We start from the raw sequence: 12,002 nt of genomic DNA, 5'->3' as shown, positions 1-12,002 counted from the left end.
GACACCATGCCGCGCGGTGTATTGGGCATGAACGCAGCGATGATGGAGGATTACCTCAAGTTCATCGCTAACCGTCGCCTGTCGCAGATTGGCTTGAAGGAAGAGTATCCGGGGACCACCAACCCGTTCCCATGGATGAGCGAGATCATGGACTTGAAGAAAGAGAAAAACTTCTTCGAAACCCGCGTGATCGAGTACCAGACCGGCGGTGCGCTGAGCTGGGACTGATCCACGAACACGCATCAATGTGGGAGCGGGCTTGCCCGCCCCAACATGGGCGCCGCGGGGCGCTACAGACTTTGCTAATAGCCTTTTATGCCTAACCAAACCATCAAGACCCCCTGCGTCGGCCTGTGCTCCACCGTGTACGGTGACCTGGTCTGCCGGGGTTGCAAGCGTTATCACCATGAAGTGATCCAGTGGAATGGCTACAACGCCGAGGAAAAGCGCGCGGTGTGGCAGCGTCTGGAGCAGTTGCTGGTGCAGGTGATGGCCAGCAAGTTGGAAGTGTTCGACCCCGAACGCTTGCGTCAGCAGTTGCAGGACCGCCAGATCCGTTTTATGCCCCAGCAGTCGCCATATTGCTGGGCGTATCAGTTGATCGCGCGCGGTGCGCGGGTGATCTCCCGCCTGGATGCTTACGGTCTGGCGCTGTTGCCGGAGTTTCGCGAACGCCATCTGGCGGATTTGCGCGATGCCATCGATCGGGAGTTTTTCCTGTTGTCCGAGGCGCATTACCAGCGATATATCGCGCCGAATTTCCTCAAGGACGCCTTTGGGCCTGCTCTGATTGCCGCCTTATAGCGCTCAAATTCAGGCCGTTGTGTGTCACTTCATACCGCTCCAATCCTCGCGTGTGGTTAAAATGCCGCCCGCTCAACAACCCGATGCTCAACGATGACCCCAGACGCACTCGCTACCCTCCACGCTCACCTGCTGACGGCCCTGGCCAACCCGCCCAGTGAAACCCGACGCCTGTTCCACGGCCGTGGCCGTTGCTGGCCGGGCCTGGAGCAACTGACGGTGGATTGGCTGCAAGGCGTGCTGCTGGTCTCGCTATTCAAGGAGCCGCAGGCGGCACAGCTGGAAGCCCTGAAACAGCTGCTGCAAAGCGAGTTCAGCGCGCACACGGTTGCCCTGCAACACCGTTACTTGCCACAAAGCACCACCGAATGGCTGGTGGGGCAAGCGATCGACGAGCGGATCATCACCGAGGGCGGCCTGCGTTACCTGATCGACCTGGGTAAAAAGCAGAACACAGGGTTGTTCCTCGATATGCGCTACGGGCGCCAATGGGTGCGCGAACAGGCCAAGGGCCAGCGCGTGCTCAATCTGTTTGCCTACACCTGCGGCTTTTCCGTGGCGGCCATCGAAGGCGGTGCCGAGCATGTAGTGAATCTGGACATGGCGCGCGGCGCCCTGAGCCGTGGCCGCGATAATCATCGGCTCAACGGCCATGACCTGAGCGGCGTCACGTTTCTTGGCCATGACCTGTTCAAATCCTGGGCAAAAGTGATCAACAACGGCCCCTATGATCTGGTGATCATCGACCCGCCATCGTTCCAGAAAGGCAGTTTTCTGCTGACCAAGGACTATCAGCGCGTGCTGCGACGCCTGCCGGAACTGCTGACCGCTCAGGGCACGGTGCTGGCGTGCATGAACGATCCGGCCTTCGGCGAAGACTTCCTGATCGATGGCGTGACCCGCGAAGCGCCGGGGCTGCATTTCGTACAGCGCCTGGCGAACCCGCCGGAATTTCCCGACGTCGACCCACAAAGTGGCCTCAAAGCCCTGGTGTTTCGCCAGAGCTGATGCCGAAACGTCCTACGCTTGCTACCCTAAGCAAGACGCCGGGCGGTGAACCTTATCCCCCCCTTCCCGGTCGATACCTGCATTCCCCGGCCAGACTCGACCGCGTCACGTTGTCGGCTGCCCCGTTCCACCTTTGGAGAACCGCCCGTGATATCGACCCTGCATGTAGCCAGAATCAAAGCCTGGGGCGCCCACGGCTTTACCGCCACCGGTGTGGTCCTGGCCTTCCTGGCCACCCTGGCCCTGCTGGAAAACTCGCCTAAGGCTTGCCTGCTGTGGCTGGGCCTGGCGCTGGTGGTGGATGGCCTCGACGGCTCCCTGGCGCGGCGCGTCAATGTCAGCACGGTGCTGCCGAGCTTCGACGGTTCGGTGCTGGATTTGGTGATCGATTACCTCACCTACGTGTTTATCCCCGCGCTGTTTATCTACCGCTACATCGACCTGCCGGAGTTCACCCATCTGTTTACCGTGTCGGTGATCCTGGTGTCGTCCTTGTTCTGCTTCTGCAACGTCAATATGAAAAGCAAGGACAACTACTTCGTCGGCTTCCCCGCCGCCTGGAACGTGGTAGCCCTGTGCGTGTACATCATCCAGCCGGACGCGTGGGTCACCTTGCTGACGGTCATCGGTTTGGCCCTGCTGACCGTCACGCCGATGAAGTTTCTGCACCCGTTTCGGGTCAAGCGCTTTATGCCGATCAATATCGCGGTGACCACCATCTGGTTGCTGTGCAGCTTTTTGATGGTCGTGGATTATCCCAACACCAATCCGTGGACATTCGGCTTGTGGTCGCTGATGTCGGCGTACTTTCTGGGGATTTGCATCTGGCGCACCGCGCTGGAGTGGCTGGGCACCCACAAATAGCCAAATAGGTGGGATGGGGCTGCCCCCCGATGGCGATGTGTCAGTCAGCTTATCTGTCACTGATACACCGCAATCGGGGGGTAGGCACCCTCCCACAGTTGGTTCTGCATACATTCGGCAGGTAAGATGGCGACCTTCCGCATAGCGCCCTGCCAACCATAAGCCCTGCCCATGCCCTTCGAACTCAGCGTTGACCTCACCACCCTCGCCATCCTCGCCATCGTGGCCTTTATTGCCGGTTTTATTGATGCCATCGCCGGCGGTGGCGGGCTGTTGACCACCCCGGCGCTGCTCACCGCCGGCATGCCGCCGCACTTGGTGCTGGGCACCAACAAGCTCAGTTCCACGTTCGGCTCGGCCACCGCCAGTTTCACGTTTTACCGCCGCAAGCTGTTTCACCCGCGTCAATGGATGCACGCCATCGTCGGCACGCTGGTGGGCGCGCTGGCCGGTGCGGTGGTCGCCCACTACCTGCCAGCCGAGGCCTTGAACAAAATGCTGCCGGTGATCGTATTCGCCTGCGGCCTTTACCTGCTGTTCGGCGGCACGCCCAAGGCGCCGCTGGACGTCGACGCGCCGATCAAGAAAAAGTGGCAGGCCACCCAAGGCTTCGGCCTGGGCTTCTACGATGGCGTAGCAGGCCCGGGCACCGGGGCGTTCTGGACCGTCAGCACCCTGCTGCTGCACCCCATCGACCTGGTCAAGGCCAGCGGTGTGGCGCGCAGCATGAACTTCGTCAGCAACGCGGCAGCGCTGTCGGTGTTTATCTTCAACGGTTCGGTGGACTGGATAGTCGGCCTGGCGATGGGGATTTCGGTGATGGGCGGGGCCTTCTTTGGCGCTCGCAGCGCGATCAGCGGCGGCGCCAAATTCATTCGTCCTGTGTTTATCACCGTGGTCCTCGGCCTGACCGTGCGCTTAGCCTGGCAGCACTGGTTCAGCGTGGCCTAAGCGGCGCGCCACGTAGAGGTCGATCAGGTAGCGCGCAATCGAACGCGACGCCGGCAACGGCGGCAGGTCATGGATGTTGAACCACTGCGCGTCCTCGATCTCGTCGGCCTGGGGCACGATGTCGCCACCGGCGTACTCGGCATGGAAGCCGAGCATCATCGAATGGGGGAACGGCCAGCACTGGCTGCCCATGTACTGGATATTCTGTACCTCCACCTGCACTTCCTCGCGCACCTCGCGAATCAGGCAGTCTTCGGCCGACTCCCCCGGCTCGGCAAACCCGGCCAACGTGCTGTAGACCCCGGTCACAAAGCGCGGCGAACGGGCCAGCAGGATTTCGTCGCCACGGGTCACCAGCACGATCATGCTCGGCGAGATGCGCGGGTAACTGCGTAGGTCGCACGCCTGGCAATACATTGCCCGTTCGCGTGGCACTTGCACCATGGCCAGGCCGCAGCTGCCGCAAAAGCGGTGCTCGCGGGCCCAGGTGCCGATCTGCGCGGCGTAACCCAGCACTTTGTACAGGGTGTGATCACCTTGCAGCATAAAACCGCGCAAGCCCTGCCAACTGCAGCCGAGCACATCGCTGGGGGCGTTTAGCTCAAGCAGGTACACCGGCTCGCCGTCGAGGTGGCCGATACCGTGTTCGGCGAACACCGAAAGGTCCTGACGCTTGAGCCACTCCCGCGGAAACAGCGGGCCATTGGCGTCATGTAAAAAGCCTTCGCGGCTGCGGGCGACAGCCCAGCCGCCAGGGGTGTCGTTGTCCAGAAGCGTTGTGGTAATCCAGCCTGGGGTCATGTCTATCAATCCACGAATTCGGGTGTCTGCTTGCTCATATGGGCCGCCATGGCCACACGCAGGTCGTTGGATTGCAACATAGCCGAGTTCCAGGTGGCAACGTATTCCAGCCCGTCATTGACCGTATGGTCACGCATATAGCTGATCATTGCCTTGGTGCCGGTCACGGCAATCGGCGATTTGGCCGCGATGTCCCGGGCGATCTCCAGCACGCCGGCCAACAGGCTGTCGTGATCGGCATACACACGGTTGACCAGGCCGATGCTTCGCGCCTCTTCTGCGCCGAACATGCGCCCGGTGTAAGCCAGTTCGCGCAGCATACCGTCGCCGATGATGCGCGGCAGGCGTTGCAGCGTGCCGACGTCGGCGGCCATGCCGATATCGATTTCCTTGATAGAGAACTGCGCATCTTCGGCGGCATAGCGCATGTCACAGGCACTGATCAGGTCGATGGCGCCACCGATGCAATAGCCCTGGATCGCCGCCAGCACTGGCTTGCGGCAATTGTCCACGGCATTGAATGAAGCTTGCAGTTCGAGAATCTTGCGCCGCAGCAAGCGCGCGTTGCGGCCCACGTCTTTGCCCAGGTCATTGGCCACCGAGGCCAGCATCATCAGGTCGATACCGGAGGAAAAATGCTTGCCGGCACCGCTGAGCACCACGGCGCGCACGGCATCGGTGTCGTCGATCCATTGGAAAATGTCGATGATCTCGGTCCAGAACGCGGCATTCATCGCGTTGATTTTTTCCGGGCGGTTGATCTGCACATGGGCAATGTTGCCGTTGAGTTCGACGACAAAGGCTTGGTATTCGGACATGGCCATGATCCCTGACTGGCGAAGGAGAAGGCCCAGACTATAACAAGGGTGCGCGACGGCGCATCGGCCAAAAGCGGGACTGGCCAGCGGGATGGAAAAGAGGCTGGATAAAACCCCGCGCACACGCCATCCTTCGTGCTTTGAGCCGCGCAGTGCGCGGCGTTCGACGTTTAAAGGATATGCCCATGCACGCCCAGCCCCTCGCCCCCGCCGATTTCGCCGCCCTGGAAGACACCCTGCTCAAGTACGGCGATGACCACTCCGTGTTGAACGTGGCCGAACTCGACGGCTACTTCACCGCGCTGGTCTCAGGCCCGGCGCCGGTAGACATCGCCGAGTGGTTCCCGGCGATCTGGGGCGGCCAGAACCCCGAGTGGGAAAGCGCCGACGAGGCGCAGCAGTTTCTGGAGCTGTGCGTGCGCTACCTCAACACCCTGGCGGCGCAACTGGCCGGCGACGCCCCGGGCTTCACGCCGCGCTTCGACGAAACCGAGCATCGGGCACAGACGGTGACCCTGGCTGAAGAATGGTGCTTCGGCTACATCCGTGGTGCTGCCATCGGTAACTGGCCGCCGCTGCCGACGGAACAGGCAGCGAACCTGGAGAAAATCTCCTGGTGCGCCGAACAGGACAACTTTGAATTGCCCGCCGACCTGGATATCCAGGCCCACCAGCAGCGCGCCGGCCAGATCGAACCGGCGGCGCGGGCGTTGCATGATTACTGGTCGAGCCAGCGCTAAGCCTCGACAGCACGGCATCAATGCCCGATTATTCGGGTCCGCCCCGTCGGCCACTCCGTGCCACCTTGCCTTGAATCAGGAGCCTTGTACCTTGAGTTCGCAGAAAACCGTGACCGTTACCCCGCCCAACGCCCCGCTCATCGGCAAGGTCGCGCCCCCCGGCTCCAAATCCATTACCAACCGTGCATTGCTGCTGGCGGCCCTAGCCAAGGGCACCAGCCGTTTGAGTGGTGCACTGAAAAGCGACGATACCCGCCACATGTCGGTGGCCCTGCGCCAGATGGGCGTGACCATTGAGGAGCCGGACGACACCACGTTCGTGGTCACCGGTCAGGGCAAGTTGCAGTTGCCGGCGCAACCGCTGTTCCTCGGCAACGCCGGCACCGCCATGCGCTTTCTCACCGCCGCCGTGGCCACCGTGCAAGGCACCGTGGTGCTCGATGGCGACGACTACATGCGCAAGCGCCCCATTGGCCCGCTGCTGGCCACCCTCGGGCAGAACGGCATCCAGGTCGACAGCCCGAGCGGCTGCCCGCCAGTCACCGTGCACGGCACGGGCAAGGTGCAGGCCAAGCGCTTCGAGATCGACGGCGGGTTGTCCAGCCAATACGTATCGGCCCTGCTGATGCTTGCCGCCTGCGGTGAAGCGCCGATTGAAGTGGCGCTGACCGGCAAGGACATCGGCGCCCGTGGCTATGTGGACCTGACCCTGGACTGCATGCGCGCCTTCGGAGCGCAGGTCGATGCCGTCGACGACACCACCTGGCGCGTCGCCCCCACTGGCTACACCGCCCATGATTACCTGATCGAACCCGACGCCTCCGCCGCCACCTACCTGTGGGCCGCCGAAGTGTTGACTGGCGGCCGTATCGACATCGGTGTAGCGGCCCAGGATTTCACCCAGCCGGACGCCAAGGCGCAGGCGGTGATCGCCCAGTTCCCGGATATGCAGGCCACGGTAGTGGGCTCGCAGATGCAGGACGCGATCCCCACCCTGGCAGTGCTGGCGGCGTTCAACAACACCCCGGTACGCTTTACCGAACTGGCCAACCTACGCGTCAAGGAATGTGACCGGGTGCAGGCGCTGCATGACGGCCTGAATGAAATCCGCCCCGGCCTGGCGACCATCGAAGGCGACGACCTGCTGGTGGCCAGCGACCCGGCGTTGGCCGGCACCGCCTGCACCGCGCTGATCGACACCCACGCCGACCATCGCATCGCCATGTGCTTTGCCCTGGCCGGCTTGAAGGTGGCGGGCATTCGCATCCAGGACCCGGACTGCGTGGCCAAGACCTATCCCGACTACTGGAAGGCCTTGAGCAGCCTGGGTGTCGCGCTGACCTATTGAGCCCGGCGCGCCGGAATGGGGAGGACTGAACATGAACATTCGCCAACCCTGCCCACCCGGCGCCTGCGTATGCGAGCGCGAGCAATTGCTGCAAGCGCCCGAGGCGGACTTGCGCATCCTCGGCCTGACCCGCCAGGAAGAGAAACGCCTGCTCGAACGCCTGGAAAACCTGCAAAACCTGCAAGACCTGGAACGCATGCAACAACGCATGTACGAACTGCTGGGCATCCGCGTACACATCGCGCCGGGCCACACCGAAGTCAAAAGCATGCGCGGCATTCAGATCGTCATCGACGACCTGCCCGGGCTATGTCGCAAAACCCGCCAAGCGATTCCGGCGGCGATTCGCCGGGGCATGGAAAAACGCCCGGAGATCGCCTACCGCCTGCTGGACGCCCACGACCTGTTTCGCGACGGGTAAGTCAGCCCGCCACCGTTTCGGCCTTGAACAGCCCCTGGCCCACGGTTCTCGCGGTGCTCAAATGGGCCTCTGCGCTGCCGCTTTCCGAGTCCAGTAGCAGGTCGGACGTGAGCACCTTCGCGCCACAGTAATCAAAGATGCCGTAGTCAATCTGCGTGTGCATCGATTGGGCATAACCATGCCGTTCGTACGCGCTGAAGTCCGCCGCGCCAAGCGCCAGCAGGTGCACGTGTAAATGCCCGAGTTTTTTCACCACCGGGGTGTCCGGGCCGTAGTCGATGGCCCAACCGTTGACGAATACACGGTCAATCCAACCCTTGAGCAGGCCGGGCATCGACCACCAATAAATGGGAAACACCAGAACCAACGCATCGGCGCGGTCGATGCGGGCCTGTTCGGCCAGCACATCGGCCGGTGGTGCGGCGCGTTCGCGATGCACCCGATGGTCGGCAGCGCTGTAACGCGGGTCGAAGCCCTCGGCGGCGAGGTCGGCGATTTCAGAGGTGTGATCCGATAGGCGCAGGCCATGGGCAACCTGGGCGGCAATGCTGTGGGTCAGGGATTGTGGGTCGTGATGGGCGACAACGATCAGTGCGTGCATGACATTCACTCCGGTTCAGTTTAGGCTCTGGGCTTAAGTTACGAACAGTAAGTTACTTTTGGTATATAAGCATGTCAAGCCACGAATCTCCTGCACCCCGCCGTCGTCTGTCCCGTGAAGATCGCCTGCAACAATTATTGGAGGTGGCCTGGCAGCTGGTGCGCGATGAAGGCACCGATGCCCTGACCCTGGGCCGTGTGGCAGAACTGGCCGGCGTCACCAAGCCGGTGGTCTACGACCATTTTGTCACCCGTGCGGGGTTACTGGCGGCGCTGTACGAAGATTTCGACGCGCGCCAGAACCAGGCGTTTGTCGACGCACTCGACACCAGCGACGCTACCCTGGAAGGCCGCGCTAGAGTGATTGCCGCGTGCTACATCGATTGTGTGCTATTGCAGGGGCGGGAAATCCCAGGCGTGATCGCGGCCTTGAACAGTTCCCCGGAACTGGAAACCCTCAAGCGCAAGTACGAAGCGATCTTCCTCGACAAATGCCGCGATGCTCTGGCGCCCTTCGCCCCCTCCGGCACAGTGCCTCAAGCCGGCTTGAGGGCCATGCTCGGGGCGGCCGAAGCGTTGTCCCACGCAGCGGCCAATGGCGAGGTCAGCCGTGAAGAAGCACAGCAGGAATTGCAGGCGATCATTGCAGCGATGATTAACCGCGCTCGCCCGTGACGAACGCCTGCACCTTGCGCGCCAGCTGATCCAAGTGGCGGTCGCGCTGGCGCTCGGCGTCGACCATCGCGCGTTTGCCGTGCCGTTGCAGCAGGTAGGTATGGATCTGCTGCACCTCAAGGGAGCGGTAGATCGCGGCCACGTCCAGCACGCCCATCAGCCCGTCGGTGCCGTAGTTACGCGTGTTCATCAGCACCTGGGTATCGCGTGCGCCGCGCACCTGGAACCCCATGGCCTCGAAGGCCGGCACCTTTTCCACCGAGCAAGCCAGCTCCGCATGGGGGTAGCGAGCCAGCACGTCCTGCATCATGGCGCGCCCTACCCCGTGGCGCCGCGAACCGGCCTGCACGGCCATAAAGGGAATGCCGCAGGCCTCGGGGTCATCCTTGACCGGTAAACACAACAGAAACCCAATGACCTGTTCCGGGTCCTGGGCATCCGTCGCCACCACCAGCTCGACCGCAATGCCCTTCTCACCGTTCAGCGCCTCCAGATACAAGTGCACCTCGAAGCCGATGGCGTATTGGTAGATGTTGTACAGCAGGTTGCTGGGGGGCAGCGCGACGCTGCTGATATCGGTGAGGTTGTCCACCACCATCTGCAGGATCTGACCATTGATAGGCTCGGGGCACGGCGTGGTGTAACGGGTAAGGCTGAACATGCACATTCCTGGGGGTTGGGCTTCAAGGCAGCGGCGATTGTACCTGTTACACCCGGTTCATGGCCCGCACACCTCACGCAGGCAGCCGCGCAGCCAGCGGTGGGCCGGGTCCGCGTCCAGTCGCGGGTGCCAAAGCATGGCTACGCTGAAGGTGGGCAGGCTCAGCGGCAGTTCAAAGCAGAACAGCTCGTTGCGCTGGGCAATATAGCGTTCGGGGACGCTGGCTATCAGGTCGGTGTCCCGTGCCAGGGCGATGGCAGTGGCGAACCCGGCGACTATGGTGTGGATCTGCCGCGTAACGCCCAGGGCTTGCAGGGCATCGTCGATCTGGCCACGGTCCTGGCCTCGCCGCGACACATAGAGGTGTTGGCCTTCGGCGTAGCGTTGCAGGCTGACCGTGCCGCGACTGAGGGGATGGCCGTTGCGCACCACGCCCACCAAGCGATCGCGGAACAGCGCCTGGGTCAGCACCTCGGGGCCGGCGCTGGGGTCGACCACGCCGATGTCCAGATCCACACGGGCGTCGCGCAGCGGTGCAGTGTCCTTGTCGGTTTTACTCAGCAGACGCAGACGCACGTCCGGCGCTTCTTGAGCGATACGCCGGAGCAACGCGGCGCCGAAACACTCGATGAACTCTTCGCTGGTGCGCAACGTAAAGGTGCGCTCGACCTGGGCCATGTCCACCGCTTGCGCCGGGCGCAGGGCCGCCTGGGCCTCCTGCACCAAGCGGCTGACCTGCTCGCGCAACGCCAACGCATGAGGCGTCGGCACCAAGCCACGACCGGCACGCACCAACAACGGATCGCCCGTGGTGTGCCGCAGACGCGCCAAGGCCCGGCTCATGGCCGAAGGGCTCAAGTGCAGGCGCTTGGCCGCACGTTCCACGCTACCCTCGGCGAGCAGCACGTCCAGGGTGATCAACAGGTTCAGATCAGGCATCAGCGCTCCCAAGAAGGCGTTTTATGCAGGTATTTAATGCAATCCATGCGTCTTCCGCCATGTTAGGCCAGGCCGTAGAGTTCTGTCAGTCACCTTCAGTCAAGGAGTTCCCCATGCCCATCTCTTCGCGCGGTGCTCTAGTCAGCCTGTGCTTGTCCATGCTGCTGGCCTCGCTGGGCACCAGCATCGCCAACGTCGGCCTGCCGACGCTGGCACAGACCTTCAATGCAGCGTTCCCGGCGGTGCAGTGGGCGGTGCTGGCGTACCTGCTGGGCATCACGGCGGTGATCGTCAGTGCGGGTCGTTTGGGTGATCGCCTGGGGCGCCGTCGGGTGTTGATTGCTGGGCTGTTGCTGTTCGCGGTGGCGAGCACCGTGTGCGGCGTTGCCCCCTCATTGAATGGCTTGATCGCCGCGCGTGTGCTGCAAGGCCTCGGCGCGGCAAGCATGATGGCCATGGCCATGGGTCTGGTGGGCGATACCGTATCCAAGGAGCGTATCGGCCGAGTCATGGGCCTGCTGGGCACCATGTCGGCACTCGGTACGGCGATGGGCCCCAGTGTCGGCGGCGTGTTGCTCAGCCTATGGGGTTGGCACGCGTTGTTTATGGTGGGCACGCCCCTGGGGGTATTGGCCGCCGCCCTGGCCTGGCGCTATCTGCCGGTGGATCTGCCGCACGCACGCGTACCCGGCAGCCTGTGGTCGCCCTTGAAAGCCGCGCCATTACGCGCCGGCCTGGCCATGAGCGCGCTGGTGTCGGCGGTGATCATGGCCACCTTCGTGGTCGGGCCGTTTTACCTGTCTCGCGGCCTGGGCCTCGCGCCTGAATGGATGGGCCTGGCAATGGCTGTAGGGCCGGGTGTCGCCGCGCTCACCGGCGTGCCGGCCGGACGCCTGACCGACCGCCTGGGCAGCCGCCGCGTCACACTGGTCGGGCTAAGCACATTGCTGGGCGGCGCGCTGCTGCTGTCCCTGGCGTCGGGGCTGATGGCTTATCTGGGCGCGCTGGTGATTCTGACCTGCGGCTACAGCCTGTTCCAAGCCGCCAACAACACCGCGGTGATGAGCGACGTGGACGCCTCCCGCCGCGGCACGGTCTCGGGCCTGCTCAACCTGTCACGCAACCTGGGCCTGATCCTCGGCACCTCAGCATTGGGCGCGGTATTCACCTGGGCCAGTCCGGATGTCATCCACGCCACGCCTGAATCTGTCACCCATGGACTGCACGTCACGTTCCGCGTCGCGGTGGGGCTGATCGTTCTGGCCGCTGCGATGGCAGTTTGCCGCATTGCCAGCGTTACGCCGCCGCTGAACACCCGTTGAGGCAAAAAAACAAAAAAGGCGTTGCGCCGGACCGGGTTACTTCGCGCATC

At 63.0% G+C, this 12,002-nt stretch carries 15 protein-coding genes; 10 read left to right on the top strand and 5 right to left on the bottom strand.

The genetic code is table 11. The features are described 5' to 3' along the window. From YA0848_RS29640 to YA0848_RS29620, 5 genes are all read left to right on the top strand, one after another. On the top strand, positions 1–228 hold a 228-nt coding region (locus YA0848_RS29640), incomplete at its 5' end, for a ribonucleotide-diphosphate reductase subunit beta (RefSeq protein ID WP_332874102.1). 87 nt (positions 229–315) lie between these two features. Continuing rightward, positions 316–804 carry a DUF1289 domain-containing protein gene (locus YA0848_RS29635; RefSeq protein WP_034097187.1) on the top strand — a complete coding sequence of 163 codons (489 nt, stop codon included), beginning with the start codon at positions 316–318 and terminating at the stop codon, positions 802–804. A gap of 93 nt (positions 805–897) precedes the next feature. Further along, on the top strand, positions 898–1,812 hold the full coding sequence (locus YA0848_RS29630; protein ID WP_169903230.1) for a class I SAM-dependent methyltransferase: 915 nt from the start codon (positions 898–900) through the stop codon (positions 1,810–1,812). Positions 1,813–1,959: 147 nt separating this feature from the next. Next, the gene (gene pcsA, locus YA0848_RS29625; protein ID WP_034097185.1) at positions 1,960–2,676 is read left to right on the top strand and encodes a phosphatidylcholine synthase; all 717 of its coding nucleotides are present in this window, start codon (positions 1,960–1,962) and stop codon (positions 2,674–2,676) included. A 171-nt stretch (positions 2,677–2,847) separates the two neighbouring features. Continuing rightward, a complete protein-coding gene (locus YA0848_RS29620) occupies positions 2,848–3,627 on the top strand; it encodes a TSUP family transporter (RefSeq protein ID WP_034097184.1) in 780 nt (259 codons plus the stop codon). Here the strand turns inward: YA0848_RS29620 and nudC are convergent. Together nudC and YA0848_RS29610 are read right to left on the bottom strand one after the other, a co-directional pair. Then, the gene (nudC, locus tag YA0848_RS29615) at positions 3,595–4,428 is read right to left on the bottom strand and encodes an NAD(+) diphosphatase (protein WP_034097183.1); all 834 of its coding nucleotides are present in this window, start codon (positions 4,426–4,428) and stop codon (positions 3,595–3,597) included. The two genes, YA0848_RS29620 and nudC, sit on opposite strands and share 33 nt — an antisense overlap. Positions 4,429–4,433: 5 nt before the next feature. Beyond that, positions 4,434–5,246, bottom strand: a complete 813-nt coding sequence (locus YA0848_RS29610; protein ID WP_198712478.1) for a crotonase/enoyl-CoA hydratase family protein — start codon at positions 5,244–5,246, stop codon at positions 4,434–4,436. 185 nt (positions 5,247–5,431) lie between these two features. On the opposite strand from YA0848_RS29610, the gene YA0848_RS29605 reads away from it, so the two are divergent. From YA0848_RS29605 to YA0848_RS29595, 3 genes are all read left to right on the top strand, one after another. Beyond that, positions 5,432–5,986 (top strand): UPF0149 family protein, encoded by a 555-nt coding sequence (locus YA0848_RS29605; protein ID WP_034113276.1) that lies wholly within the window; start codon positions 5,432–5,434, stop codon positions 5,984–5,986. Positions 5,987–6,077: 91 nt separating this feature from the next. Continuing rightward, positions 6,078–7,334 (top strand): 3-phosphoshikimate 1-carboxyvinyltransferase, encoded by a 1,257-nt coding sequence (locus YA0848_RS29600; protein WP_034137993.1) that lies wholly within the window; start codon positions 6,078–6,080, stop codon positions 7,332–7,334. A gap of 31 nt (positions 7,335–7,365) precedes the next feature. Further along, positions 7,366–7,755, top strand: a complete 390-nt coding sequence (locus YA0848_RS29595) for a hypothetical protein (RefSeq protein WP_034097177.1) — start codon at positions 7,366–7,368, stop codon at positions 7,753–7,755. Position 7,756: 1 nt separating this feature from the next. On the opposite strand, the gene YA0848_RS29590 is transcribed toward YA0848_RS29595, so the two are convergent. Then, complete coding sequence (locus tag YA0848_RS29590; RefSeq protein ID WP_047881958.1) at positions 7,757–8,356, bottom strand: NAD(P)H-dependent oxidoreductase; 600 nt, start codon at positions 8,354–8,356, stop codon at positions 7,757–7,759. Between the two features lie 71 nt (positions 8,357–8,427). Here YA0848_RS29590 and YA0848_RS29585 point away from each other — a divergent pair, with 71 nt between their 5' ends. After that, positions 8,428–9,030 (top strand): TetR/AcrR family transcriptional regulator, encoded by a 603-nt coding sequence (locus YA0848_RS29585; protein WP_034097174.1) that lies wholly within the window; start codon positions 8,428–8,430, stop codon positions 9,028–9,030. On the opposite strand, the gene YA0848_RS29580 is transcribed toward YA0848_RS29585, so the two are convergent. Together YA0848_RS29580 and YA0848_RS29575 are read right to left on the bottom strand one after the other, a co-directional pair. Beyond that, positions 9,011–9,691, bottom strand: coding sequence for a GNAT family N-acetyltransferase (locus tag YA0848_RS29580; protein ID WP_034097172.1), 681 nt, complete (start codon positions 9,689–9,691; stop codon positions 9,011–9,013). The two genes, YA0848_RS29585 and YA0848_RS29580, sit on opposite strands and share 20 nt — an antisense overlap. 57 nt (positions 9,692–9,748) lie before the next feature. Beyond that, a complete protein-coding gene (locus tag YA0848_RS29575; RefSeq protein ID WP_169903227.1) occupies positions 9,749–10,630 on the bottom strand; it encodes a LysR family transcriptional regulator in 882 nt (293 codons plus the stop codon). 113 nt (positions 10,631–10,743) lie between these two features. Here YA0848_RS29575 and YA0848_RS29570 point away from each other — a divergent pair, with 113 nt between their 5' ends. Further along, on the top strand, positions 10,744–11,952 hold the full coding sequence (locus YA0848_RS29570; protein ID WP_034113264.1) for an MFS transporter: 1,209 nt from the start codon (positions 10,744–10,746) through the stop codon (positions 11,950–11,952). Positions 11,953–12,002: the final 50 nt, after the last annotated feature.

Source organism: Pseudomonas sp. S4_EA_1b (assembly GCF_016307435.1).
In the GTDB taxonomy this organism is placed as follows: domain Bacteria; phylum Pseudomonadota; class Gammaproteobacteria; order Pseudomonadales; family Pseudomonadaceae; genus Aquipseudomonas; species Aquipseudomonas rhodesiae.
Note: the sequence above shows the minus strand (reverse complement) of the source record. Positions and strands in the feature narration are given on the sequence as shown.

What these genes read in the sequence shown, in the direction of transcription:
- nudC (WP_034097183.1), bottom strand. Translation starts at nt 4,428, where the DNA reads ATGACCCCAGGCTGGATTACCACAACGCTTCTGGACAACGACACCCCT.
- YA0848_RS29580 (WP_034097172.1), bottom strand. Translation starts at nt 9,691, where the DNA reads ATGTTCAGCCTTACCCGTTACACCACGCCGTGCCCCGAGCCTATCAAT.
- YA0848_RS29610 (WP_198712478.1), bottom strand. Translation starts at nt 5,246, where the DNA reads ATGTCCGAATACCAAGCCTTTGTCGTCGAACTCAACGGCAACATTGCC.
- YA0848_RS29590 (WP_047881958.1), bottom strand. Translation starts at nt 8,356, where the DNA reads ATGCACGCACTGATCGTTGTCGCCCATCACGACCCACAATCCCTGACC.
- YA0848_RS29605 (WP_034113276.1), top strand. Translation starts at nt 5,432, where the DNA reads ATGCACGCCCAGCCCCTCGCCCCCGCCGATTTCGCCGCCCTGGAAGAC.
- YA0848_RS29630 (WP_169903230.1), top strand. Translation starts at nt 898, where the DNA reads ATGACCCCAGACGCACTCGCTACCCTCCACGCTCACCTGCTGACGGCC.
- YA0848_RS29575 (WP_169903227.1), bottom strand. Translation starts at nt 10,630, where the DNA reads ATGCCTGATCTGAACCTGTTGATCACCCTGGACGTGCTGCTCGCCGAG.
- YA0848_RS29635 (WP_034097187.1), top strand. Translation starts at nt 316, where the DNA reads ATGCCTAACCAAACCATCAAGACCCCCTGCGTCGGCCTGTGCTCCACC.
- YA0848_RS29595 (WP_034097177.1), top strand. Translation starts at nt 7,366, where the DNA reads ATGAACATTCGCCAACCCTGCCCACCCGGCGCCTGCGTATGCGAGCGC.
- YA0848_RS29585 (WP_034097174.1), top strand. Translation starts at nt 8,428, where the DNA reads ATGTCAAGCCACGAATCTCCTGCACCCCGCCGTCGTCTGTCCCGTGAA.
- YA0848_RS29570 (WP_034113264.1), top strand. Translation starts at nt 10,744, where the DNA reads ATGCCCATCTCTTCGCGCGGTGCTCTAGTCAGCCTGTGCTTGTCCATG.
- YA0848_RS29620 (WP_034097184.1), top strand. Translation starts at nt 2,848, where the DNA reads ATGCCCTTCGAACTCAGCGTTGACCTCACCACCCTCGCCATCCTCGCC.